Genomic DNA, 21247 nt, shown 5'->3' with positions numbered 1-21247 from the left:
AAGGGCAGGACGACCCGGGCCCGGACGGCGAGGGCGGCTTGCGCACGCTCCAGGCGTACGCCTGGCCGAGCCGATGGCGAGATGGACGGACAGCGCGGCGGGCGGCACCAGGCAGCGGCTCCAGCCCGGTGGGGCGAGGGTGCGGGAGTGATGGAGTGGGCCCGGACGATCAGTGGAGGTCATGGCCCGGACTGTGAGGATTCAACCACCGCGTGACCAGACGTCAGACGGTAACGCGTGGCCGGTCTGCGTCACGTGAGTGTGCCGTCCAGGCGCTCGACCGCTTCTTTGGCCTCCTTCAGGCCCGCGTCGGTGAGCTGTCGGTAGACCTTGATGGCCTCGATCTTCTTTCCCTCATTCAGCAGGGCCGTCACGCGCTCCAGCCCGGGCACGGTCTGCTCAATGCCCAAGTGGCCGAGGACCAGGTCCAGCTTCCGCTCGACACGATCCGTCTTGCGCTGGAGGCGCTGGAGCCTGCTCTCCAGGGCCGAGTACAGCAGAAGCAGGGCCGCGATGAGGATGTACGCCGCTATGTCCATGTTCGCCGATGGTAATCGCCGGGCGCGGGCACCGTGGCCCAGAGTTTGTTACGGGATGGGTGGATGACTGTTACGGAGCGGTTGAGGGACTGTCGGTGGACCGGGCCATACTGAGATGAGCGGGGTCCGGCACCGGAGCCTGGATCCGGGAACGGCACGGGACAATCCATGGGGGTGGGTTTGTGAAGTTCGATATGGGCACCTCGGTGCTGTCGACGCTGGTGGGTCATACATCCGGGTCGAGTGACGATCTCGGGGCGCTGATCCGGCAGTTGATCGCCGCGGCCCAGCCGTTGGAGGGGCGCTTCAACGGTGCGGGCAAGGCGGCGTTCGACGAGTTCAAGCGGAATGCGGACGAGATCACCGCGGCCCTGAACGGTTCGCTGCGCGACATCCTGGGCGGGCAGTCCGGCATGGACAAGGCATTCGGCAGCGGTGATGTCGAGTCGGCGGACAATGCGCGGCAGACCATGGCCGCGGCCAATTTCGACGCGGCCCGTTTCAACGGCCGCTGAGTCTCACGGGGGTGATGAGCGATGGCCAATCAGGATCGGCGTAGCTACGACACGGGCGCCTCGAGTGAGGTGCAGGGAAGCCTTGGCGGGATCATCGGTCAGCTGGAGCGGGTGCTCACCGACCGGGACCGCGCGGTGAAGGCGGCGATGGCCGACTTCACAGCCGACGGTGTGGCGGATGAGTACCACGGCAAGGAGGCGCGCTGGAACAAGTCGGCCGCCGAGGTGCGGCAGATCATCCACCTGGTGAAGTCCGCGCTGGAGAAGAACGACGGCACCGCGCAGCAGACGCTGTCCCGGGCCAAGTCCGCGGTGGACGCCATCGGGTGAACGGGCACGCTGCCGCGCGCCGTTGAGGCTGAAAGGGGGACGTGGTGGGCAAGCCGGAGAACGGCTGGGACATCGACACCGCCGGGGTGAGGGGTGTCCTGATCAAGACGGGAAATGTCGCCGATGACATCGAGGGTCAGGCGAAGTCGTACGGGACCCATCTGGAAAGCGCGGCGACGTCGGCCGGGACGCTGAGCATGGGTGGCGAGCGCCCGGAAGGCGGCCCGGTCGGCGCGGCGCTGGCGGAGTTCGCGCAGAAGACGCAGGACGACATCAAGTATGTGGCCGCCCGCGCGGGCAAGTCGATTCAGGGGACCGTGGACGCGACGACGGCGTATGTCGAGGGAGATCTCGGCATGGCGGCGGACGCGCAGCGGGAGGCGCTGAAGGCGCCTGATCTGAATACCGGGGGTAAGCAGCACCAGAACGGTCCGAAATGATCAAGCCGGAGGACATTCCCGAGTTCACGGGAAACCTGGAGCAGTTGGAGAAGGACGCGCCCGGCCTCAAGACGGACGCGGGTCATATCCGTAAGACGGGCCAGGGAATCCACGACGAGTTCCAGGGGCTCTCGGCGTACTACAAGGCGCCGGAGGCGGAGCAGCTGTTCGCCACCACCCAGCCGGTGAAGGAGAAAGCGGACGGTTTCGCGACCAAGGTGGAGTCGGTCAGCCAGGCGCTGAGCACGTACGCCACCGAGGTGCGTCCCATCGTGGACCGGCTCAAGCGGCTCAAGGCGGACGCGGCCCAGTTCGTCAGGGACTGCGGAGACGGGGACGACTGGAAGTACGACGGGGACAAGGTCCAGCGCAACAACGACCTGATGCACGACGTGGCCATGGCCACGGCGGCGTTCTGGGACGCCGAGCGGCGGGCCGCCAATACGATCAGCGCGCTGGTCGGCGGCACGAAATGGACGGTCGACGACGGCTCCCACAAGCCGGGGATGTACGGCTACAAGGCCGACGACCTCGACCACGCGGAGGAGACGCCCTGGGGCACCCAGGAGTCGGAGAAGCACCACTGGTACGAGTTCGGTCACTGGATCAAGAGCTTCGTCTGGGACGGCTTCATCGTCGACGGAGTCTGGGGCACCATCAAGGGGCTTGGCACCCTGGTCGGGTTCGACGGCTGGGAAGCCTTCAAGGGCGCCTGGACGAACCTGGGCAAGCTCGCGGTCGGCCTCTCGCTCGGCCCGGCGCTGTGGGTGACCCCGGACAACATGCTGCCGGGCTTCCTCAAGGACAGTAAGCACGCCGTGATCGAGACCGGCAAGGCGCTGGTGGCGTGGGACGAGTGGAGCAAGAACCCGGCCCGCGCGGCCGGAGCGGTCACCTTCAATGTGCTCACGGTCATCGCCACGGACGGCGCTGGGGCGGCCACCAAGACCGGCGCCGCGGCGAAGGCGATCAGCACCGTGGGCAAGGTCGGGAAGATCGTGGACCCGATGACCTATGTGCTCAAGGGCGCGGGCATGGGGCTCGGCAAGCTCAAGGTCGGCGATCTGCTGGGCAATCTGAAGAATCTGCACGCCGGCCGTGGCCTCGAACTCCCCGACGGCTCCCTCAAGCTGCCGGACGAGACCGTCTTCAAGCCCGACGGCTCGGTCAAGCTGCCCGACGGCACCGTCCTGCGCAAGGACGGGGCCCTGGTGCGGCCCGACGGCACGGTCGTCGACAAGCCCGTCCCGTCCGAGCTGTCCGCCGCCGAGCGTGAGGCGCTCCAGCGCCTGGACCACGAGCTGGAACAGGCCCGGCAGCCGGAGCTGGTGCACGCGGGCGGGCCCGGCCATGAGGCGGGGCGGGCCGGGGACGAGCTGGGGCCGAGGGCGAGCCATGACCCGCCGTCGGGCACCGGAGGCCATGACACGCCCGGCGGCACCGGCGAGCACGGCGCGGGGGGCGGCCACTCCGTCCACGAGAGCGGCACCCCGGGCCAGGAGCCGGCGACAGGCGGCGGTGGCGGTGGTGGCGGCACCGGCGGTGGCGGCGGTGGCGGCGGTCCGCACGATCCGGGCGGCCCGCACGACCCCGGCGGCCCGCACGACCCCGGTGGCAACGATCCGGTGAACGAGCCCAAGCCAGAGCTCACCCCGGCCGAGCGCGTCGCCCACGATCAGCATCTGCAGCAGATCGAACAGAGCCATAAGACCGACTTCGACGAGCTGAAGCAGGACCCCGATCACAAGGGGAAGGTAAAGCCATCGGAAATGGACGAGGCACGGCTCGCACTCGACCTGAGGGAACAGGGCAAGCTGCCGGCGGATATTCAGCGACCGCCGGGTGCCAACCAGGGTGACCTATACTCGCCGAGCACGGGTGAGTACTACGACATCAAGGGCGTCCACTCCGACTGGCCTCCGCTCAATAACGTGCGTGACAAGTCGCTGCCCTTTAAGGGGGCTTATGACCCGGCGAACAACCAGCGGTGGGTCGACAAGCTGGAGGACCAGATCGTCAACAGGCACCGTACGGTGATCCTGGACATGCGCAACGCCAATCAGGCCGCCATCGACGATGTCAAGGCGATCGTTGAGCACAAGGGCTGGGGTGACAATGTTGTCTGGTACCCGTGACGGAGGGCGTGACGTGAGGGCGCTGCCCACCGACGAGCAGGCGGCCGCGGAGGTCCGCTCATGGGCGGGCTCCTCCGACGACACACCGCTGGACGTCGCGGGTCTGGACCTCACGGGTGCGGATCTGACGGGAGCGGACCTCGCCGGAGGGCTGTTCACGGAGGCGGTTCTGCGGCAGGTTCCGCTCAGCGGCGCCGATCTGTACCGCGCCAATCTGGAGGGAGCGGACCTCCGCGGTGCCGACCTCTCCGAAGCCTCGCTGGTGAAGGCGGTCCTCGACGAAGCGGTGCTGAGGGGCGCCCGGTTCGACCGGGCCAACCTGGGCAGCGCGTCCCTGTGGGGGGTCGACGCCCGCGAGGCGGGTTTCCGCGGGGCCAGTTTCGACGGTGCGTCCCTGCTCCGGACCGTGCTGACCGGCGCGGACCTCTCCGAGGCGTCGGTCTCGGAGACGTCCTTCAAGGTTGTCCTCGACGACCGGACGGTCGTCACCGGCTTGTCGGGGACCGTGTTCGGCCCGGCCACGGTGACCGAGGGCGAGGAGTCGCGTGAACTCGCGGGCGCGGAGCTGGAGCGCTGGCTGAACGATCGCGGGGCGCGGATCGAAGTCCTCGCACCCAAGAGGCCGGGCTAGCCCGCCATGGCGAAGGACTACGACAGCCAGCTGCTGGAGTCGGTGTCGGTACGCCGTCGCCGCACCCGGGACGCGCTGCTCTACGGCGCGCAGCGGGGGCGGCGGTCGGCGGATGAGAACCTCGGCAAGTTGTTCGCGGGCCTGGCGATCGCGGCAGTGTTGTGTGCCGGGTGCGTGGGCTGGTCCTTCATCTCCGACAAGGTCGGCAAGCAGGGCGGTCCGGGGTCGGGCGTGGTCACGCCCGCACCGACGGCCGTGACCGGAAAACCGTGACCGGAAAACCGTGACCGGAAAACCGAGATGAGAAGTTCGGCGGAGTGGTGAGCGTGGGGGCGTCGGAACAAGCGCGGCGGACGGAGTTGAGCCGGGTCACCCTGGTCGGGGAGCGGCGCCGGGTGGACATCGTGCTGCCCTCCGACGAGCCGGTCGGCCGGCTGCTGCCGGATGTGCTGCGGCTGGTCGACGACCACGTGCCGGAGCGGCCGATGCTGCGGCATCTGGTCACGGCCGGGGGCACCGTCCTGGCGCAGGACGCCACGCTCACCTCCGCGTCGATCCCCGACGGGGCGGTGCTGCGGCTGGTGCTGGAGCGGGATGTTCCGGCCGCGCCGGTGGTGCACGACGTCACCGACGAGGTCGCCGAGGACCTGGACGTACGGGCCTGGCGGTGGTCGGCGGGCGCGCGCCGGTGGACCGCGAGCGCGGCCACCCTCGTGCTGGCCGTCGCCGTCGGGCTGCTTGCCCGGCGCGGCCTCGCGGACTCCTCGGTGGCGGCGGCCGTGGCCGTGGCCGCCGTGCTCTTGGGGCTCGTCGGCGCCGCCGCCGGCCGCCTCCGTCACCAGGAGCTCGGCACCGCGCTCATGCTCACCGGCGGCGCGCTCGGCGTGCTCGCCGCCTGGACCGGCGCGGACGCCCACGGCTGGGGCGGGGCGGCCCGGCTCGCCGGGGCGGCCGGCGCGGTCGCGGTCACCTTGCTGCTGCTCGGGGCCTGTTCGGCGGTCGGCCGCGGAGGGCTAATCGGCGCCGGGGCCATCGTGGGCTCCGGCGGGCTGTGGGAGCTGGTCGCGGCGTTGCAGGACGGCGCCCATACGGACGGGCAGCAGGCGCGGCTGGGCGCGGTGCTCGCCGTCGTCTCCGTCGTCGCGCTCGGGCTGCTGCCCCGGATCGCGCTGACGGCCGCCGGGCTCACCGGGCTCGACGACCGGCGGTCCGGCGGCGCCTCGGTCAGCCGGCACGAGGTCGAGACCGCGCTCGCCGCGACCCACCGGGGGCTGGTGCTCGCCACGGTCGTCACGGCCGTATCCGCCACCGCGGCCGGGCTGCTCGCCGTCACCCATCCCTCCCCGTGGACGGTGCCGCTCACTGTCGTCCTGGCCGTCGTGCTGCTCTCCCGGTCGCGGGCGTACCCGCTGGCGGCCGAGGTGGTGGCGCTGCTCGCCGCAGCCGTCGTACTGCTGATCCGCCTGGTGGTGCTCTGGGCCGACGCGGCCGACGGAGCGCCGTACGGGCCGCTGGCCGCGCTCGTCGTCGCCGCGCTGCTTCCGCTCGGGGTGCTGACGGTGCGGCCGCCCGAGCATGTCCGCGTCCGGCTCCGCCGGGTTGTGGACCTGGTCGAGGCGGTGGGGGTCATCGTGCTGTTCCCGCTGGTCGTCGGGGCGTTCGGGGTGTACGAGCGACTGCTCGACGCGTTCTGAGACCGGTGCCCGTGACGAGCCGAGGGAGAACCACCATGGGTGGAGGCGACTGGCAGGGCGAGCTGCTTCGCCAGCTGCGGGACACGTCCGCCCCCCAGGCCGTACCGGGGAACGAGCGGGCCGTCGGGCTGGAGAAGGGACCCGGGTACGACAAGTCAGCCGGGCACGACAAGTCAGCCGGGCACGACAAGTCAGCCGGGGACGGGAAGAGCGGCACCGGGGCCGAGGGCGGCGCGGGCTCCGAGGCCCCCCGCCCCGCCGGCTCCGGCCCCGCCGACTTCCGCCCCGCCGGCTCCGGCCCCGCCGACTCCCGCCCCGCGGACCCACGGCGTCACGACGCACCCGCCGTACCGGACAAGCCCACCACGCCCCCGCGCCCGGCCCCCACCGACCGGCGCCCTCAGCCCCGCCCCCGTCATCTGCCCGTGCCCACCCCCGTACCGCCCATCGACCCCCGGCTCGCCCTCGCCCAGGGCAAGCCCCGCAGCGGCGACCCCGTCACCCGGCGCGCCGGGCGTACCCTGCGCCGGCTCGTCGCCTCGTCCGCCTCCCGTGAGGTGGCGGAGGCCACCCAGGTCGCCCAGGCGTTGCAGCGGCCGGTCACCACCGGGCGGCAGATCGCCGTCACCAGCATCCGGGGCGGCGCGGGCAAGACCACCGTCGCCGCGCTCCTCAACCTCACCTTCGCCCACTACCGCCAGGATCCGGTTCTCATCGTGGAGGCGGACCCCGCGCTCGGCACCCTCCCGGTCCGGCTGGGCGCCGAGTCGGTCCGCTGGACGTGTGCGGAGCTGGCCCAGGTGGTCACCCCGGCCATGCCGTTCGCGGAGATCAGCGGCTATCTCGTCCCCTTGCCCGAGGGCGGCTGGCTGCTGCCGGGGAGCCAGGGGAAGATCGGCACCCCGCTGGACATCCCCGCCTACCGCACCGTGACGATGGCGTTGCGCCGCTATTTCGGCATCACCGTCGTCGACTGCGAGACACTCCCCGGCGAGCTGGCCCGTACCGCGCTCGACACCGTCCAGGCCCGGGTGCTGGTGGCCCCCGCGACCCTGGAGGGCGTGGCGAGCACCCGCGCTGTCCTCGACTGGATGGCGGCGGTGCCGCGCCCCATGCTGCCCGGCACGGTGGTCGCCCTGACCGAGTCCTCGCCCGACACCGCGATCGACATGGACATCGCGCGCCGCCATCTCGCGGAGACCGGGGCCCTGGTGATGGGCATCCCGTATGACCGCCACCTCGCGGCCGGCGGCGCGATCCGGACCGGGCTGCTCGCCGAGTCCACCCGGCTGGCCGCGGGCCGCCTGGCCGCCGAGCTGCTGGACCGAGCCGTTAGGGACGCCCTACGAGACAGGGGAGGACAGCGATGACGAACCGTCTCGTGCACCGGCCCGCCCGCGCCACCCGCCCCCTTTCCGCGCCACAGCCGCGCACCATCGAGGCGCCGCCCAACCTCCCGGAGGGCAAGGCGGCCGGGGCGGCGATGTCGCTGCTGCCGATCGCCGGGGTGATGAGCTCGGTCGTCATGATGACCGTGTTGCGCAGCGGGCAATTCGCGGCCATCGGCGCCCTCGTCCTCGTCGTCACGGTGATCGGCGCCGTCGGGCTGCTGTTCTCCCAGCGCGGCCGGGCCCAGCGCACCCGCCGTCAGCAGCGCGAGCGCTATCTGGAGTATCTGGAGGAGCTGCGTGACGAGTTGACCGCGGAGGAGCGCGCCTGGCGCGATACGGCGCGGGTGCTCGACCCGCCGCCGCAGGCGCTGTATGACATCGCGCGCGACCCGGCCCGGCTGTGGGAGCGACGCCGCACCGACGCCGACTTCCTGCGGGCCCGGATCGGGACCGGCGAGCTGCCGCTGCGTCCCCTGACGGTGAGTCGGCAGGCGGGCAGCGTGCTCACCCCGCCCGACCCGTTCATGCTGAACGAGGCCGGGGCCCTGGTCAGCCGCTACCGCATGGTCACCGACCTGCCGCTGACCGTGCCGCTGGACCGGGCGGGCAACGTCAGTGTGGTGGGGGAGCGGGCGGCGGTGCTGCGGGTCGTCCGTGCCCTGCTCGTCCAGACCGCCGTCAGCCACGCCCCCGACGATGTCGCGCTGGCGCTCGCGGCTCCCGGCGACCGGCTGGAGGAGGACTGGGCGTGGCTCAAATGGCTGCCGCACATTCTCGATCGGGAGGAGCGGGACGGCCCGCTCGCCGCCCGCCGGATCGCCCCCGACCTGGTGCAGCTCGCCCGGCTGCTCGGCCATGACCTGCGGCAGCGTGCCGCGTACGCCGCGGAGGTACGGCGCGGGCTGTCCGGCCGGGACGCGCTCGGGCTGACCGGGCGGCTGCTGGTCATCAGCGACGACCACGGCGAGGAGGCCAGGGAGCTGCCGCGCCCCGACGAGGCCGTGGCCGCCCACGAGATGGGCCTCACCGTGCTGCATCTCGTCGCGGAGCGGGTCGCCGAGCCCGGCGAGGTGTCGGTCCGTATCACCGTCCACGGCGACGAGGTGACCGTCGAGGATCTGCGGGGCGAGCAGCCGCTCACCGCCCGGGGCACGGTCGACGACATCACCGCCGCGGGGGCCGAAGGGCTGGCCCGGATGCTGGCCCCGCTGCGGCTGTCGGCCGAATCCCTGGTGGACGCGCCGCTGTCCGGGCCGGTCGACTTCGCCGCGCTGCTGGGGATCGAGGATCCGGGCGCCATCGACCTCGCCCGGGTCTGGGCGCCGCGCGGCGAGCGCTCCTTCCTGCGCGTGCCGATCGGCGTCAGTGACGCCCATGATCCGGTGCTGCTGGACCTCAAGGAGTCCGCGGAGCTGGGCATGGGCCCGCACGGTCTGTGCGTCGGCGCCACCGGCTCCGGGAAGAGCGAGCTGCTGCGCACCCTCGTCCTCGCGCTCGTGGCGAGCCATCCGCCCGAGGATCTGGCGCTGGTGCTGGTCGACTACAAGGGCGGGGCGACCTTCGCGCCGTTCGACGGACTGCCGCATGTCGCCGGGGTCATCACCAACCTGGAGAACCAGGTCGGCCTCATCGAGCGCGTCCACGCGAGCCTGGCGGGCGAGGTCAAGCGCCGTCAGGAAGTGCTCAGGGACGCGGGCAACGTCGCCGACATCTCGCAGTACGCCGCCGTACGCGAGTCGACCCGGCCCGAGCTCGACCCGCTGCCGCATCTGTTCGTCGTCATCGACGAGTTCGGTGAGCTCATCACCGCCAAGCCCGACTTCATCGACCTGTTCCTCTCCATCGGCCGCATCGGCCGCAGCATCGGCGTCCATCTGCTGCTCTCCAGCCAGCGGATCGAGGGCGGCAAGCTCAAGGGACTGGACACCTATCTCTCCTACCGGCTCGGCCTGCGCACGTTCTCGGCCGACGAGAGCCGCACCGTCCTCGACACCACGGACGCCTTCCACCTGCCGCCGCTGCCCGGGTTCGGCTATCTCAAAGTCGACACCTCGGCGTACGAGCGGTTCAAGGCGAGCTATGTGTCCGGCCCGTACCGGGGGCCCGCGCTGCGCACGGCCGAGGACAACGGACCGGCCGCCTTTCCGTACCCCGCCTACAACACCTTCGCCGAGCCGCGGGACGCCGTCCCCGCCGACGATGACGCCTCCGGGGTGAGCAAGCGCAAGCGCGACCCCGGGCCCACCGTCATGTCGGTGATGGTCGACCAGCTGCGCACCGCCGCCCCGCCGGTGCGCCGCATCTGGCTGCCGCCGCTGCCCTCGGCCCTCGCGCTGGACAGCGCGGCGGGCCCCATCGAGGTGGACGCGGAGCGCGGCATGCAGCTGTCCCGGCGGCCCGGTCTGATGAAGGTGCCGCTCGGGCTGCTGGACGACCCGGGGCGGCAGTGGCAGGGCCAGTGGGTCCTGGACCTGACCACCGCGGGCGGCCACGCCGCCGTCATCGGCGGCCCACAGTCCGGCAAGACGACGCTGCTGCGCACCCTCGCGCTCTCCCTCGCCCTCACCCACACCCCGCGCGAGGTGGGCATCTACGGTCTCGATCTGGTCGGCGGGGGCCTGCAGGCGCTCGCCGCGCTGCCGCATGTCGGCGGCGTCGCCGGGCGGGCCGACCGGGAGCGAGCCACCCGCACGGTCGAAGAGGTGCGCGGCATGCTGGACGTCCGCGAGGAGCTCTTCCGCGAGCACGGCATCGACTCCGTGGAGCGGCTGCGCGAACTGCGGGCCACCGGCGCCCTGCCCGAGCTGGCCTCCACCGAGATCGTGCTGCTGATCGACGGATTCGGGGCGCTGCGCGACGACTTCGAGGCGCTCGACGACGCCGTGGGCGATCTGCTCAAGCGCGGCGGAGGCTACGGCATCCATGTCGTGGCCGGGATGCTGCGCTGGAACGACGTCCGCATCGGCCACCAGTCGACCTTCGGCACCCAGGTCGAGCTGCGGCTGAACGACGCGGGCGACAGCAGCGTCGACCGCAAGCTCGCCGAGACCCTCACCCCCGACGACACCGGGCGCGCCCTGACCGACCGCAAGCTCTTCGCGCAGACCGCCTTGCCCCGGCTGGACGGCAGCGGCTCGACCGCCGATCTGGGCGCCGCGGTCGAGCAGGCCGCCCGGTCCATCGCCGCGGCCTGGGCCGGTGAGACGGCGCAGCGGGTGCGGGTGTTGCCCGCGCGGGTGCCGGCCGAGTCGCTGCCGTCGGCGGCCGCCCAGCCGCGCCGGGTGCCGATCGGCGTCGACCAGACGGCCCTGGCCCCGGTGCTGCTCGATCTGTTCGACCGCGATCAGCATCTGCTGATCCTCGGTGACAACGAATGCGGCAAGACCAATCTGCTGCGGCTGATAGCCCAGGGGCTCGCCGAGCGCCACTCCGACGAGGACCTGGTCTTCGGGATCATGGATCCGCGGCGCGGCCTGCGCGAGGTGGTCCCCGAGTCCTACCAGGGCGGATACGCCTACAACTCCCGTATCTGCGAGGGGCTTGCGGCGGGCATCGCGGGCGAGCTGGCCAAGCGGATGCCGGACGAGAGCAGCGGCACCCCGCCGCCGTCGGCGGGCCCGGCGTACGAAGGGCCCCGTATCGTCATCCTCGTCGACGACTACGACATCCTCTCCTCCGCCGGGCAGCAGCCGCTCGCGCCCTTCCTCCCGTATGTGCCGCACGCCCCCGACATCGGGCTGCACTTCGTGGTGACCCGGCGCGTGGCCGGGACGTCCCGGGCGCTGTACGAGCCGTTTGTGATGAATCTGCGGGAGAGCGGCACCTCGGCGCTGGTCATGACGGGCGACCGGATGGAGGGCCAGCTGTTCCCCGGGGTGTACGCCTCTGCCCAGCCGCCGGGGCGCGGGCTGCTGGTCCGGCGCGGTGAGCCGAACCGCCTGATCCAGACGGGATTCGTACAGCCGCCACAGGACGCACAGGACGGATGAGGAGAGACACCCGATGACCAAGGACGTGATAGCGCTCACCGAGCGGATGCCCGATGTGTGGAGCATCCTGGCCGGGCTGCTCGCCGGCGGACCGGATCTGGAGGTGCGGGCGGCCGGTGAGGGCGCGGTGATCCAGCTGTGCGACGAGGGCGGCCGCCCGCTCGTCTCGATCGAGGCGCCGCTGCTGGTGCGGGTGGCGGGCGAGGCGGCCCGGCTGCTCGGCCCCGAGGCCGACCGTGCGAGCACGCCGGTGTGGTGGACGGAGGCCAGGGCCGCGACGGGGGTCAAGCGGGCCGAGCTGCTGGCCGGATCCATTGGGCGGCGACTGGCCCATCTGCTCGGCGGATCGGTCTGGCCGCCGGACGCGGCCACCGCGCCCGCGGACGAGGAACTCGCCGGCGGCGGGGGCGGTGCGACGAGGGCGGTGACCCTGACCCCGGCCCCCGCCGCCGCTCAGCCCGCCGTCGATGTACTCACCGACCAGGTGGCGGTGGTCCTCCAGGACCGGCCGGTCGTGGCCCTGACGGCCTGGCTCTCCGATGCGATGCGGGCCGCGGCGGCCAGCGGCCGGGGCGTGCAGCTCGTGACGCCCGCGACCTCCCGGCTCTCCCTGCCCACCCGTCTCTCGCTGTCCGGGCTGCCGTCGCGATGGGTGGTCCAGGACGAGGAGAGCGGCTATTACGACGGGCTGTCCGGTGCGCTGCTGCGCTGGCAGGACGGGGCCTTCGCCCCGGTCGAGGCGGAGCCGGACCGTACCCCGGTGGCGCCGGCCTTCGCCGCGGGCGCGGCGGGCACCGGCGAGCGCCAACTGGCCCTCTCCTTCCGTACGCTGCACCCCGCCGATGAGCGACTGGAGCTCGGCGGGGCGCTGGAGGCCGTCTGGGAGACGCTGACCGGAGGGCCGCCGTCCGGCTGGTCCACCGCCGAGCCCGTCAATCTGCCGTGGTCGCGGCGTGCGCTGACCGACCTGGCCCGCGACCGGGCCCCCGAGTCCACCTGGCTGGTCGCGGCCGGCGGCCCCGACCGGCCCGCCGTGGCCACCCTGCGCGTGAACCGGACCGCCCAGGGGATCGAGGAGGATGTCACCGTCGCCGTCGGATACGGGGCCGATGAGACCCCGCCGCTGGACCTGCTGCCGGAGCTGGCGGGCGGTCTGGTCGCCGAGCACCGGCTGCGGTCCCTGCTGGTGCAACTGCGCACGGCGCGGGCGGATCTGACCCTGCCCGCACACTTCGAGCCACCCGCGGTGCCGGTCGGCTTCGCGCTCGGCGCGGATGAGGTCGGGTCCATCGGGCTGACCTTCGCCCGGCGTACGCCGCTGCCCGCGCGGCCCGTCGCGCTGGGGCCCGAGGCCCGTCCGGGGTTCTTCTATCCGCTCGGCGACGGCAGCTCCGCCGTCGGCTGGACCCTGCTGGAACAGCTGATGCGTCATCTGGGGCAGACCGGCTGACGCAAAATCGACGCTGCTTTGTCCTGTGGCAGGAGAAAGTCTGCGCCGATCGCGGTTCAACTTCTTCCCACTCCCGACAAGCGCTGCTACGTTCCCCGTGAAAGCCGGTGCGAACGGCCGGCCACACGGATGCCGACGACGGCGGGAGGGGCAGCGTGAGGCGCATGACGGCACGACCCGCTAACGCGCATCAGGCGCGACTGCTCCGCCTGCTGCGCGACGGCGGCCCCAACTCCCGGGCCCAGCTGGGCGATCAGATCGATCTCTCACGCTCCAAGCTCGCCGTGGAGATCGACCGGCTGCTGGAGACCGGGCTGGTGGTCGCCGACGGGCTCGCGGCCTCACGGGGCGGCCGGCGCTCGCACAACATCCGGCTCGCCCCCGCCCTGCGGCTCCTCGGCGTCGACATCGGGGCCACCTCGGTCGATGTGGCCGTGACCAACGCCGAGCTGGAGGTCCTCGGCCATCTCACCCAGCCGATGGATGTGCGCGAAGGTCCGGTCGCGGTCTTCGAACAGGTGCTGGCCATGGCCGCGAAGCTCCGCGCCTCCGGCGTGGCGGAAGGGTTCGACGGGGCGGGCATCGGGGTGCCGGGCCCCGTACGGTTCCCCGAGGGCGTGCCCGTCGCGCCGCCGATCATGCCGGGGTGGGACGGCTTCCCGGTACGGGAGGCGCTCAGCCAGGAACTCGGCTGCCCGGTCATGGTCGACAACGATGTGAACCTCATGGCGATGGGCGAGCAGCACGCGGGCGTCGCCCGCTCCGTCAAGGACTTCCTCTGCGTGAAGATCGGCACCGGCATCGGCTGCGGGATCGTCGTCGGGGGCGAGGTCTACCGGGGGACAACCGGCAGCGCGGGCGACATCGGCCATATCCAGGCCGAACCCGACGGTCGCCCGTGCGCCTGCGGCAACCACGGCTGCCTGGAGGCGTACTTCGGCGGAGCGGCGCTGGCCCGCGACGCCGAGGCGGCCGCCCGCGACGGCCGTTCCGCCGAGCTCGCCGCCCGGCTGGAGGAGGCGGGCCGGCTCGCCGCCACGGATGTCGCGGCGGCGGCCTCGGCGGGCGACGCCGCCGCGCTCGAGCTCATCAGGGAGGGCGGCATGCGCACGGGCCAGGTCATCGCCGGGCTCGTCAGCTTCTTCAACCCGGGCCTGGTGGTGATAGGCGGTGGCGTCACCGGGCTGGGACACGCGCTCCTCGCCGCCATCCGCACCCAGGTCTACCGGCAGTCCCTGCCCCTGGCCACCGGAAACCTCCCGATCGTGCTGGGCGAACTGGGCCCGGCCGCCGGGGTGACCGGCGCGGGCCGTCTCATCAGCGACCACCTCTTCTCCCCGGCCTGACCGGACCCCGTAAGGCCGCCCGGCGGCCGGCCCCACGCCGGCCCCAACCCGGACGCACCACCGCACTGCCGCACTGCCGCACTGCCGCACCACCGCACTGCCGCACCACCGCACTGCCGCACCACCGCACACCGCACTGCCGCACACCGCACTGCCGCACACCGCACTGCCGCACACCGCACTGCCGCACTGCCGCACGGTCCGTACTCGCCGCAGGAACAGCGCAGCCGCACACCAGGACGCCGCACAGCGCGGCACGCCGAGAAAGCCCTCGCCAGACCACGTCGCACCGCGTACAGCACGGGCGCCACCGAGCCGCACCACCCACCCAGGCGCCACGCCGCATAGTGCACGGCCCTGCACCGCACGGCACGGCCCTGCACTGCACTGCACCGCACCGCACTATGCACGGCACGGAACGGCACCGCACGGCACCGCACCGCACGGCACCGCACCGCACCGCACCGCACCGCACCGCACGGCACCGCACGGCACCGCACTGCACTGCACCGCACCGCACCGCGAGAGCAACCTGCGCCGTCCCAGCGACCAACACCCCCGCGCCACATCCCATCCGCACCGCGTAGCGAAACCGCCTGAGCCAACGGCCGAGGAGGCTCGCCATGGCACGACCCGACCCGCGCCCGCTCCTCACCATGTCCGCGATCACCAAGTCCTTCCCCGGCGTCCGCGCCCTCGACGGCGTCGATCTCGACGTCCACGCGGGGGAGGTCCACTGTCTGCTCGGCCAGAACGGCGCGGGCAAGTCCACCTTGATCAAGGTGGTCGCCGGGGTCCATCAGCCCGACAGCGGCGAGATCGTCTGGCAGGGCGCACCGGTCACCCTCAAGTCACCGGTCGCCGCCATGCGCCTGGGCATCGCCACCATCTACCAGGAACTCGACCTGGTGGAGGGGTTGTCCGTCACCGAGAACATCTTCCTCGGCCATGAGCTCGCCACCGCCGGATTCGTACGGGCCCGCGCGGCCCGCACCGCGACCACCGCCCTCCTCACCCGGCTGGGGCACCCCGAGATCGACCCGGGGCGGCTGGTCGGCGGGCTCTCGGCGGCCGGGCAGCAGATCGTGTCCATGGCCCGGGCGCTCTCCCATGACGTACGGCTGATCGTCATGGACGAGCCGTCCGCCGCGCTCGACCCCGACGAGGTGGACAATCTCTTCCGCATCGTGGGCGATCTCACCGCCGCCGGTGTCGCCGTCGTCCATATCTCGCACCGGCTGGAGGAGATCCGCCGCATCGGTGACCGCGTCACCGTGCTCAAGGACGGCCGGGCCGCCGCCCGTGGCCTGCCCGCCCGCACCACCCCCACCCGCGACATCGTGGCCCTGATGACGGGACGCGACGTCGAGTACGCCTTCCCCCGCCGGACCACCCCCCCCGCACCGGGGGCCGAGCCACCGGTGCTGCGCCTCGAAGGGCTCACCAGGGCGGGGGAGTTCGAGGCGGTCGACCTCGATCTCGCCCCCGGAGAGATCGTCGGGCTCGCCGGACTCGTCGGCTCCGGCCGGTCCGAGATCCTGGAGACCGTCTACGGCGCACGCCGGCCCACCGGCGGCCGCGTCCTGGTCGACGGCCGCCCGCTGCGCCCCGGCAGCGTGATCGCCGCCGTACGGGCCGGGCTCGGCCTCGCCCCCGAGGAGCGCAAGGCGCAGGCGCTGCTGATGCTGGAGTCCGTCACCCGTAACGTCTCCGTCTCCTCCCTGGCCCGCTTCTCGCGGGCCGGCTGGCTGGACCGCGGCGCGGAGCGGGCGGCCGCCCGCCGGAGCGTCCGTGATCTGTCGCTGCACCCCGATGACCCCGAGCGGCCGGTGCGGACGCTGTCCGGCGGCAATCAGCAGAAGGCCGTCCTCGCCCGCTGGCTGCTGCGCGGCTGCCGGGTGCTGCTGCTGGACGAGCCGACGCGCGGGGTGGACGTCGGCGCCCGCGCCGAGCTGTATGCCGTGATCCGGCGGCTGGCCGACGACGGCATGGCCGTCCTGCTCGTCTCCAGCGAACTGCCCGAAGTCCTGGGCCTCGCCGACCGGGTGCTGGTGCTCCGCGAGGGCCGTCTCATCCATACGGCGCCGGCGCACGAGCTGGACGAGCACCGCGTCCTCGATCTCGTCATGGAAGGGAGCCCGTCATGACCTCTCCCGGGAGCGGGCCGGCGCCCCACACCCCGGCCGACGCCGCCCCCGTGCCCGGTGCGGGGGCCACGCTGACCGCCCGGCCCGTGGACAAGCCACCGGCCACCACCTCCGGCACCGACCCCCTCGGCCGGCTGCGGCGCCTCGCCGACCTGCGCCATCTGTCCCTCGTCGGCGTGCTCGCGGTGCTGGTCGCGGTCGGCGGCCTCACCAAGCCCGATGAGTTCCTGACCACGGACAACCTTCAACTCGTGCTCACCCAGGCGTCCGTCATCGGCGTCGTCACCGTCGGCATGACCTTCGTCATCACCAGCGGCGGCATCGATCTGTCCGTCGGCGCGATGGTCGCCCTCGCCTCGGTGTGGGCCACCACCCTGGCCACCCAGGAGTACGGACTCGGCGGCATCCTGCTCTGCGCGGTGCTGGTCGGGCTGGGCTGCGGGCTGATCAACGGGGTGCTCATCGCCTACGGCGGCACGGTCCCGTTCATCGCCACCCTCGCCATGCTCGCCTCGGCACGTGGCCTCGCCCTGCAGATCAGCGACGGCAAGACCCAGGTGGTCACCGTCAAGCCGGTGCTGGACCTGGGGCTGCGGGACGCCTATGTCCTCGGCGTCCCGCCGCTGGTGATCATCTTCGCCGCCGTCACCGTCCTGGGCCGGCTGGTGCTGGGCCGCACCACCTTCGGCCGGCGCACCGTCGCCATCGGCGGCAACGCGGAGGCCGCCCGGCTCGCGGGCATCGACGTCCGACGGCAGCGGCTGATGCTGTATCTGCTGTCCGGGCTGTGCTGCGGCATCGCCGCGTTCATGCTGATCGTTCTCACCGGCTCCGGCCAGAACACCAACGGCAATCTCTACGAGCTCGACGCCATCGCCGCCGCGATCATCGGCGGCACGCTGCTCAGCGGGGGCCGCGGCACCATCACCGGCTCCGTCCTCGGCGTCCTCGTCTTCACCACCATCACCAATCTGTTCGCCCTGAACAACCTTCAGAGCGATGTCCAGCAGATCGCCAAGGGCGCGATCATCGTCGCCGCCGTCCTGGTACAGAAGGGTCGTTCGACGCCATGAACGATGTCACGAGGGGTGTCACGAGGGGTGTCATGAGGGATGCCATGACCAGTCGCAGAAACCTTCTCCTGGGCACCGCCGCGGCGGGCGCGCTCCTCGCGTCCGGCTGCACCAGCAACGAGAACAACGAAAACAACGACAATAGGGACAGCGGCAAGCAGCCCGCCAACGCCGCCAACGGCAAGCCCGGCAGGAAGGTCACTGTCGGCTTCGCCGGACCGCAGGCCGACCACGGCTGGCTCAACGCCATCAACGAGCAGGCCAAGCGGCGCGCCAAGGAGTACCAGGACGTCACACTGGAGATCACCGAGGGCTCCAACGACACCGCCCAGCAGATCGGCCAGATCGAAACCCTCATCAACAAGAAGGTCGATGTCCTGGTCATCCTGCCCGCCGACGGCAAGGCGCTGACCCAGGTCGGGCTCAAGGCGATGAAGGCGGGCATCCCGGTCGTCAACCTCGACCGTGTCTTCGCCTCCCCACAGGCGTACCGCTGCTGGATCGGCGGTGACAACTACGGCATGGGCATCAACGCCGGGCACTACATCGGCGAGCAGCTCAAGGGCGAGAAGAACGCCAAGGTCGTCGAGTTGGCCGGGATCGACAACCTGGAGCTGACCCGGCAGCGCACGAAGGGCTTCGACGATGCCCTGAAGAACTATCCGAACATCAAGAAGGTCGGCCGCCAGGCCGCCGAGTTCACCGTCGAATCGGGCCAGTCGAAGATGGCTCAACTGCTCCAGGCGCACTCCGACTTCGACGCCTTGTGGAACCACGACGACGACCAGGGCGTCGGTGCCGAGCGCGCCATCCAGCAGGCCGGGCGGGACGACTTCCTGATGGTCGGCGGCGCGGGCGCCAAGCACGCCATGGACGCCATCAAGGCCGACAACACCGTGCTCAAAGCCACCGTGCTCTACCCGCCGACCATGGCCGCCTCCGCTATCGACCTCGCCCGCGCGCTCGGTCAGGGCAAGGGCGTCGGCGGACTGGCCGAGCTGGAGATCCCCGCCTCCCTCACCCTCTACTCGGCCGTCGTCACCAAGGACAACGTCGACGACTACCTCCCCACGGGATTCAGCTAGGCCCCCACAGGCCCATAGCTCCACCTCGCGTCGGCCGCGATCAGAGAAGGAGTCCCATGGAAAGTCCTGACAGTCCCGAAGCGCAGACTCTCGGCGTCGGCATGGTCGGCTACGCCTTCATGGGCGCCGCCCACTCCCAGGGCTGGCGCACCGCGGGCCGCGTCTTCGACCTCCCCCTCCGCCCCGTCATGTCCGCCGTGTGCGGCCGCGACCCGGACGCCGTACGGGCGGCCGCGGCCAAACACGGCTGGTCCGCCTCCGAGACCGACTGGCGGGCGCTGATCGCGCGGGACGATGTGCGGCTCGTCGATGTGTGCACCCCCGGCGACAGCCACGCCGAGATCGCGATCGCCGCGCTGGAGGCGGGCAAGCACGTGCTGTGTGAAAAGCCGCTCGCCAACTCGGTCGCCGAGGCAGAGGCGATGGCGGACGCCGCGCGGCGGGCCCGGCAGCGCGGACAGGTGGCCATGGTCGGCTTCAACTACCGCCGTACGCCCGCCATCGCGCACGCCCGCCGCATGGTGGCCGAGGGCCGGGTCGGAGTGCTGCGGCACGTACGGGTCGTCTACCTCCAGGACTGGCTGGTCGACCCGGAGTTTCCGCTGATGTGGCGGCTGCGGAAGGAGCTGGCGGGCTCCGGGGCGCTGGGCGACCTCGGAGCCCATATCGTCGATCTCGCGCAGTATCTGGCGGGGGAGCCGCTGGTCGGCGTCTCCGCGCTGACCGAGACCTTCGTACGGGAGCGGCCGCTGCCGGCCGAGGCTGGGGCCGGGGCCGGGCTCGGCGCCGGTCCGGTCTCCCCGGGACGAGGACCGGTCACGGTGGACGACGCCGCCCTCTTCACCGGACGGCTGGCCTCCGGCGCGCTCGCCTCCTTCGAGGCCAGCCGCTTCGCCGCCGGCCGTAAGAACGCGCTCAGGATCGAGCTCAACGGGTCCGGCGGCTCGCTCGCCTTCGACCTGGAACGGCTCAACGAGCTGTCCTTCCACGACCACACCCAGCCCGCCGCCGACGCGGGCTTCCGCCGGATCCTGGTCACCGAACCCGACCACCCCTACCTCGAGGCATGGTGGCCGCCGGGCCACGCCCTCGGATACGACCACACCTTCGTCCACCAGGCGGGCGACATGGTGCGCGCGATCGCCGCCGGGACCGACCCGGAACCGTCCTTCGAGGACGGGCTGCAGGTGCAGCGGGTGCTCGCCGCGGTCGAGGACAGTGCCGCCAAGAACTGCGTTTACACCCCGGTGTCCGCTTAAAGGAGGCCCGTATGCCCAGACCCTTCACGCTCTTCACCGGACAGTGGGCGGATCTGCCGCTGGAGGAGGTCTGCCGGCTCGCCCGCGACTTCGGCTACGACGGTCTCGAACTCGCCTGCTGGGGAGACCACTTCGAGGTGCACCGGGCCCTTTCCGAACCCGGCTATCTGGACGGACGGCGACAGCTGCTCGAAAAGTACGGGCTCCAGTGCTGGGCGATCTCCAACCATCTGACGGGCCAGGCCGTCTGCGACGCCCCCATCGACGAACGGCACCAGGCCATCGTGTCCGCGCGGGTGTGGGGCGACGGCGACGCCGAGGGCGTACGGCAGCGGGCCGCCACCGAAATGGCGGACACCGCCCGCGCGGCGGCCGCCTTCGGGGTCCGTACGGTCATCGGCTTCACCGGCTCGTCCATCTGGCACTTGGTCGCCATGTTCCCGCCGGTCCTGCCGGGCATGATCGAGCGCGGCTACGAGGACTTCGCCGAGCGCTGGAATCCGATCCTGGACGTCTTCGACGCGGAGGGCGTGCGGTTCGCCCATGAGGTCCACCCCAGCGAGATCGCCTACGACTACTGGACCACCCAGCGGGCCCTGGAAGCCGTCGGCCACCGCCCCGCCTTCGGGCTCAACTTCGACCCCAGCCACTTCGTCTGGCAGGACCTCGACCCCGTCGGCTTCCTCTGGGACTTCCGGGACCGGATCTACCACGTCGACTGCAAGGAGGCCCGCCGCCGCCTCGACGGCCGCAACGGCCGCCTAGGCTCCCACCTGCCCTGGGGCGACCCGCGCCGTGGCTGGGACTTCGTCTCGGCGGGCCACGGGGACGTCCCCTGGGAAGACGTCTTCCGGATGCTGCGCTCCATCGACTACACGGGCCCGGTGTCGGTGGAATGGGAGGACGCGGGCATGGACCGCCTGACGGGCGCCCCGGAGGCGCTGACGCGGCTGAAGGCGTACGACTTCGACCCGCCGGCGGCCTCGTTCGACGCGGCGTTCGGGAGCGGCGGCGACTAAGCGGATGCGGTGAAGTTCGCCGCTGTTCCCTCGCCGTTCGGCCTGGCCGAGGGCTTGGACGCCGAGAAGGATCGGCACTTGACTTCGCCGTAACCGCTTAGCGGAATCTTCGTCCCGCGCCCCGCCCCGCCACGGCGACGAGTGCGTCTTCGTCCTGCCGCGGCTCCGCCGCGGGGCCTGCGCATCGCCACGCGGCCGGTCGCC

At 72.0% G+C, this 21247-nt stretch carries 17 protein-coding genes and 1 pseudogene; 16 read left to right on the top strand and 2 right to left on the bottom strand.

Annotated elements, in window-relative coordinates:
- Window positions 1-31: 31 nt before the first annotated feature.
- Together ABZU99_RS08590 and ABZU99_RS08585 are read right to left on the bottom strand one after the other, a co-directional pair.
- Window positions 32-183: pseudogene (locus ABZU99_RS08590) on the bottom strand (MFS transporter); the annotation flags it as partial.
- 68 nt (window positions 184-251) lie between these two features.
- Window positions 252-539 (bottom strand): ribosomal protein L7/L12, encoded by a 288-nt coding sequence (locus tag ABZU99_RS08585; RefSeq protein WP_355944564.1) that lies wholly within the window; start codon window positions 537-539, stop codon window positions 252-254.
- A 182-nt stretch (window positions 540-721) separates the two neighbouring features.
- On the opposite strand from ABZU99_RS08585, the gene ABZU99_RS08580 reads away from it, so the two are divergent.
- The 16 genes from ABZU99_RS08580 (at window position 722) to ABZU99_RS08505 (ending at window position 21043) form a co-directional block, all read left to right on the top strand.
- Entirely contained in the window at window positions 722-1054 is a 333-nt protein-coding gene (locus tag ABZU99_RS08580; protein ID WP_355944563.1) for a hypothetical protein, read from the top strand.
- A 21-nt stretch (window positions 1055-1075) separates the two neighbouring features.
- Complete coding sequence (locus ABZU99_RS08575; RefSeq protein ID WP_355944561.1) at window positions 1076-1384, top strand: pore-forming ESAT-6 family protein; 309 nt, start codon at window positions 1076-1078, stop codon at window positions 1382-1384.
- Between the two features lie 44 nt (window positions 1385-1428).
- A complete protein-coding gene (locus tag ABZU99_RS08570) occupies window positions 1429-1824 on the top strand; it encodes a DUF6507 family protein (RefSeq protein ID WP_355944559.1) in 396 nt (131 codons plus the stop codon).
- Window positions 1821-3959, top strand: coding sequence for a protein phosphatase (locus ABZU99_RS08565; protein WP_355944558.1), 2139 nt, complete (start codon window positions 1821-1823; stop codon window positions 3957-3959). Before ABZU99_RS08570 ends, ABZU99_RS08565 begins: the two co-directional genes overlap by 4 nt.
- A gap of 13 nt (window positions 3960-3972) precedes the next feature.
- A complete protein-coding gene (locus ABZU99_RS08560; protein WP_355944556.1) occupies window positions 3973-4590 on the top strand; it encodes a pentapeptide repeat-containing protein in 618 nt (205 codons plus the stop codon).
- Window positions 4591-4596: 6 nt separating this feature from the next.
- The gene (locus ABZU99_RS08555) at window positions 4597-4863 is read left to right on the top strand and encodes a hypothetical protein (RefSeq protein WP_355944554.1); all 267 of its coding nucleotides are present in this window, start codon (window positions 4597-4599) and stop codon (window positions 4861-4863) included.
- A 53-nt stretch (window positions 4864-4916) separates the two neighbouring features.
- Window positions 4917-6284: a type VII secretion integral membrane protein EccD gene (gene eccD, locus ABZU99_RS08550; protein WP_355944552.1), complete on the top strand. Its 1368-nt coding sequence runs from the start codon at window positions 4917-4919 to the stop codon at window positions 6282-6284.
- 35 nt (window positions 6285-6319) lie between these two features.
- The gene (locus ABZU99_RS08545; RefSeq protein WP_355944550.1) at window positions 6320-7654 is read left to right on the top strand and encodes a type VII secretion protein; all 1335 of its coding nucleotides are present in this window, start codon (window positions 6320-6322) and stop codon (window positions 7652-7654) included.
- The gene (eccCa, locus tag ABZU99_RS08540; protein ID WP_355944549.1) at window positions 7651-11664 is read left to right on the top strand and encodes a type VII secretion protein EccCa; all 4014 of its coding nucleotides are present in this window, start codon (window positions 7651-7653) and stop codon (window positions 11662-11664) included. The genes ABZU99_RS08545 and eccCa overlap by 4 nt, the downstream gene beginning before the upstream one ends.
- Before the next feature lie 13 nt (window positions 11665-11677).
- A complete protein-coding gene (locus ABZU99_RS08535) occupies window positions 11678-13114 on the top strand; it encodes a DUF6177 family protein (RefSeq protein ID WP_355944547.1) in 1437 nt (478 codons plus the stop codon).
- Between the two features lie 164 nt (window positions 13115-13278).
- Window positions 13279-14460 (top strand): ROK family transcriptional regulator, encoded by a 1182-nt coding sequence (locus ABZU99_RS08530; RefSeq protein WP_355944545.1) that lies wholly within the window; start codon window positions 13279-13281, stop codon window positions 14458-14460.
- A 623-nt stretch (window positions 14461-15083) separates the two neighbouring features.
- The gene (locus tag ABZU99_RS08525; protein WP_355944543.1) at window positions 15084-16607 is read left to right on the top strand and encodes a sugar ABC transporter ATP-binding protein; all 1524 of its coding nucleotides are present in this window, start codon (window positions 15084-15086) and stop codon (window positions 16605-16607) included.
- Window positions 16604-17680: an ABC transporter permease gene (locus ABZU99_RS08520; RefSeq protein ID WP_355944541.1), complete on the top strand. Its 1077-nt coding sequence runs from the start codon at window positions 16604-16606 to the stop codon at window positions 17678-17680. Before ABZU99_RS08525 ends, ABZU99_RS08520 begins: the two co-directional genes overlap by 4 nt.
- Window positions 17681-17724: 44 nt before the next feature.
- Window positions 17725-18765, top strand: a complete 1041-nt coding sequence (locus tag ABZU99_RS08515) for a substrate-binding domain-containing protein (RefSeq protein ID WP_355944539.1) — start codon at window positions 17725-17727, stop codon at window positions 18763-18765.
- Window positions 18766-18821: 56 nt separating this feature from the next.
- Window positions 18822-20024 carry a Gfo/Idh/MocA family oxidoreductase gene (locus ABZU99_RS08510; protein WP_355944537.1) on the top strand — a complete coding sequence of 401 codons (1203 nt, stop codon included), beginning with the start codon at window positions 18822-18824 and terminating at the stop codon, window positions 20022-20024.
- A gap of 11 nt (window positions 20025-20035) precedes the next feature.
- Window positions 20036-21043 (top strand): sugar phosphate isomerase/epimerase family protein, encoded by a 1008-nt coding sequence (locus ABZU99_RS08505; RefSeq protein ID WP_355944535.1) that lies wholly within the window; start codon window positions 20036-20038, stop codon window positions 21041-21043.
- Window positions 21044-21247 lie beyond the last annotated feature (204 nt).

The organism is Streptomyces sp. NPDC005266 (genome assembly GCF_040607655.1).
Classification (GTDB): Bacteria; Actinomycetota; Actinomycetes; order Streptomycetales; family Streptomycetaceae; genus Streptomyces.
Note: the sequence above shows the minus strand (reverse complement) of the source record. Positions and strands in the feature narration are given on the sequence as shown.

Excerpts from the sequence above, each read along its gene's own strand:
- ABZU99_RS08535 (WP_355944547.1), top strand. The coding sequence starts at position 11,678 with ATGACCAAGGACGTGATAGCGCTCACCGAGCGGATGCCCGATGTGTGG.
- ABZU99_RS08565 (WP_355944558.1), top strand. The coding sequence starts at position 1,821 with ATGATCAAGCCGGAGGACATTCCCGAGTTCACGGGAAACCTGGAGCAG.
- ABZU99_RS08530 (WP_355944545.1), top strand. The coding sequence starts at position 13,279 with ATGACGGCACGACCCGCTAACGCGCATCAGGCGCGACTGCTCCGCCTG.
- eccCa (WP_355944549.1), top strand. The coding sequence starts at position 7,651 with ATGACGAACCGTCTCGTGCACCGGCCCGCCCGCGCCACCCGCCCCCTT.
- ABZU99_RS08545 (WP_355944550.1), top strand. The coding sequence starts at position 6,320 with ATGGGTGGAGGCGACTGGCAGGGCGAGCTGCTTCGCCAGCTGCGGGAC.
- ABZU99_RS08520 (WP_355944541.1), top strand. The coding sequence starts at position 16,604 with ATGACCTCTCCCGGGAGCGGGCCGGCGCCCCACACCCCGGCCGACGCC.
- ABZU99_RS08510 (WP_355944537.1), top strand. The coding sequence starts at position 18,822 with ATGGAAAGTCCTGACAGTCCCGAAGCGCAGACTCTCGGCGTCGGCATG.
- ABZU99_RS08525 (WP_355944543.1), top strand. The coding sequence starts at position 15,084 with ATGGCACGACCCGACCCGCGCCCGCTCCTCACCATGTCCGCGATCACC.
- ABZU99_RS08555 (WP_355944554.1), top strand. The coding sequence starts at position 4,597 with ATGGCGAAGGACTACGACAGCCAGCTGCTGGAGTCGGTGTCGGTACGC.
- ABZU99_RS08585 (WP_355944564.1), bottom strand. The coding sequence starts at position 539 with ATGGACATAGCGGCGTACATCCTCATCGCGGCCCTGCTTCTGCTGTAC.
- ABZU99_RS08505 (WP_355944535.1), top strand. The coding sequence starts at position 20,036 with ATGCCCAGACCCTTCACGCTCTTCACCGGACAGTGGGCGGATCTGCCG.
- ABZU99_RS08515 (WP_355944539.1), top strand. The coding sequence starts at position 17,725 with ATGACCAGTCGCAGAAACCTTCTCCTGGGCACCGCCGCGGCGGGCGCG.
- ABZU99_RS08575 (WP_355944561.1), top strand. The coding sequence starts at position 1,076 with ATGGCCAATCAGGATCGGCGTAGCTACGACACGGGCGCCTCGAGTGAG.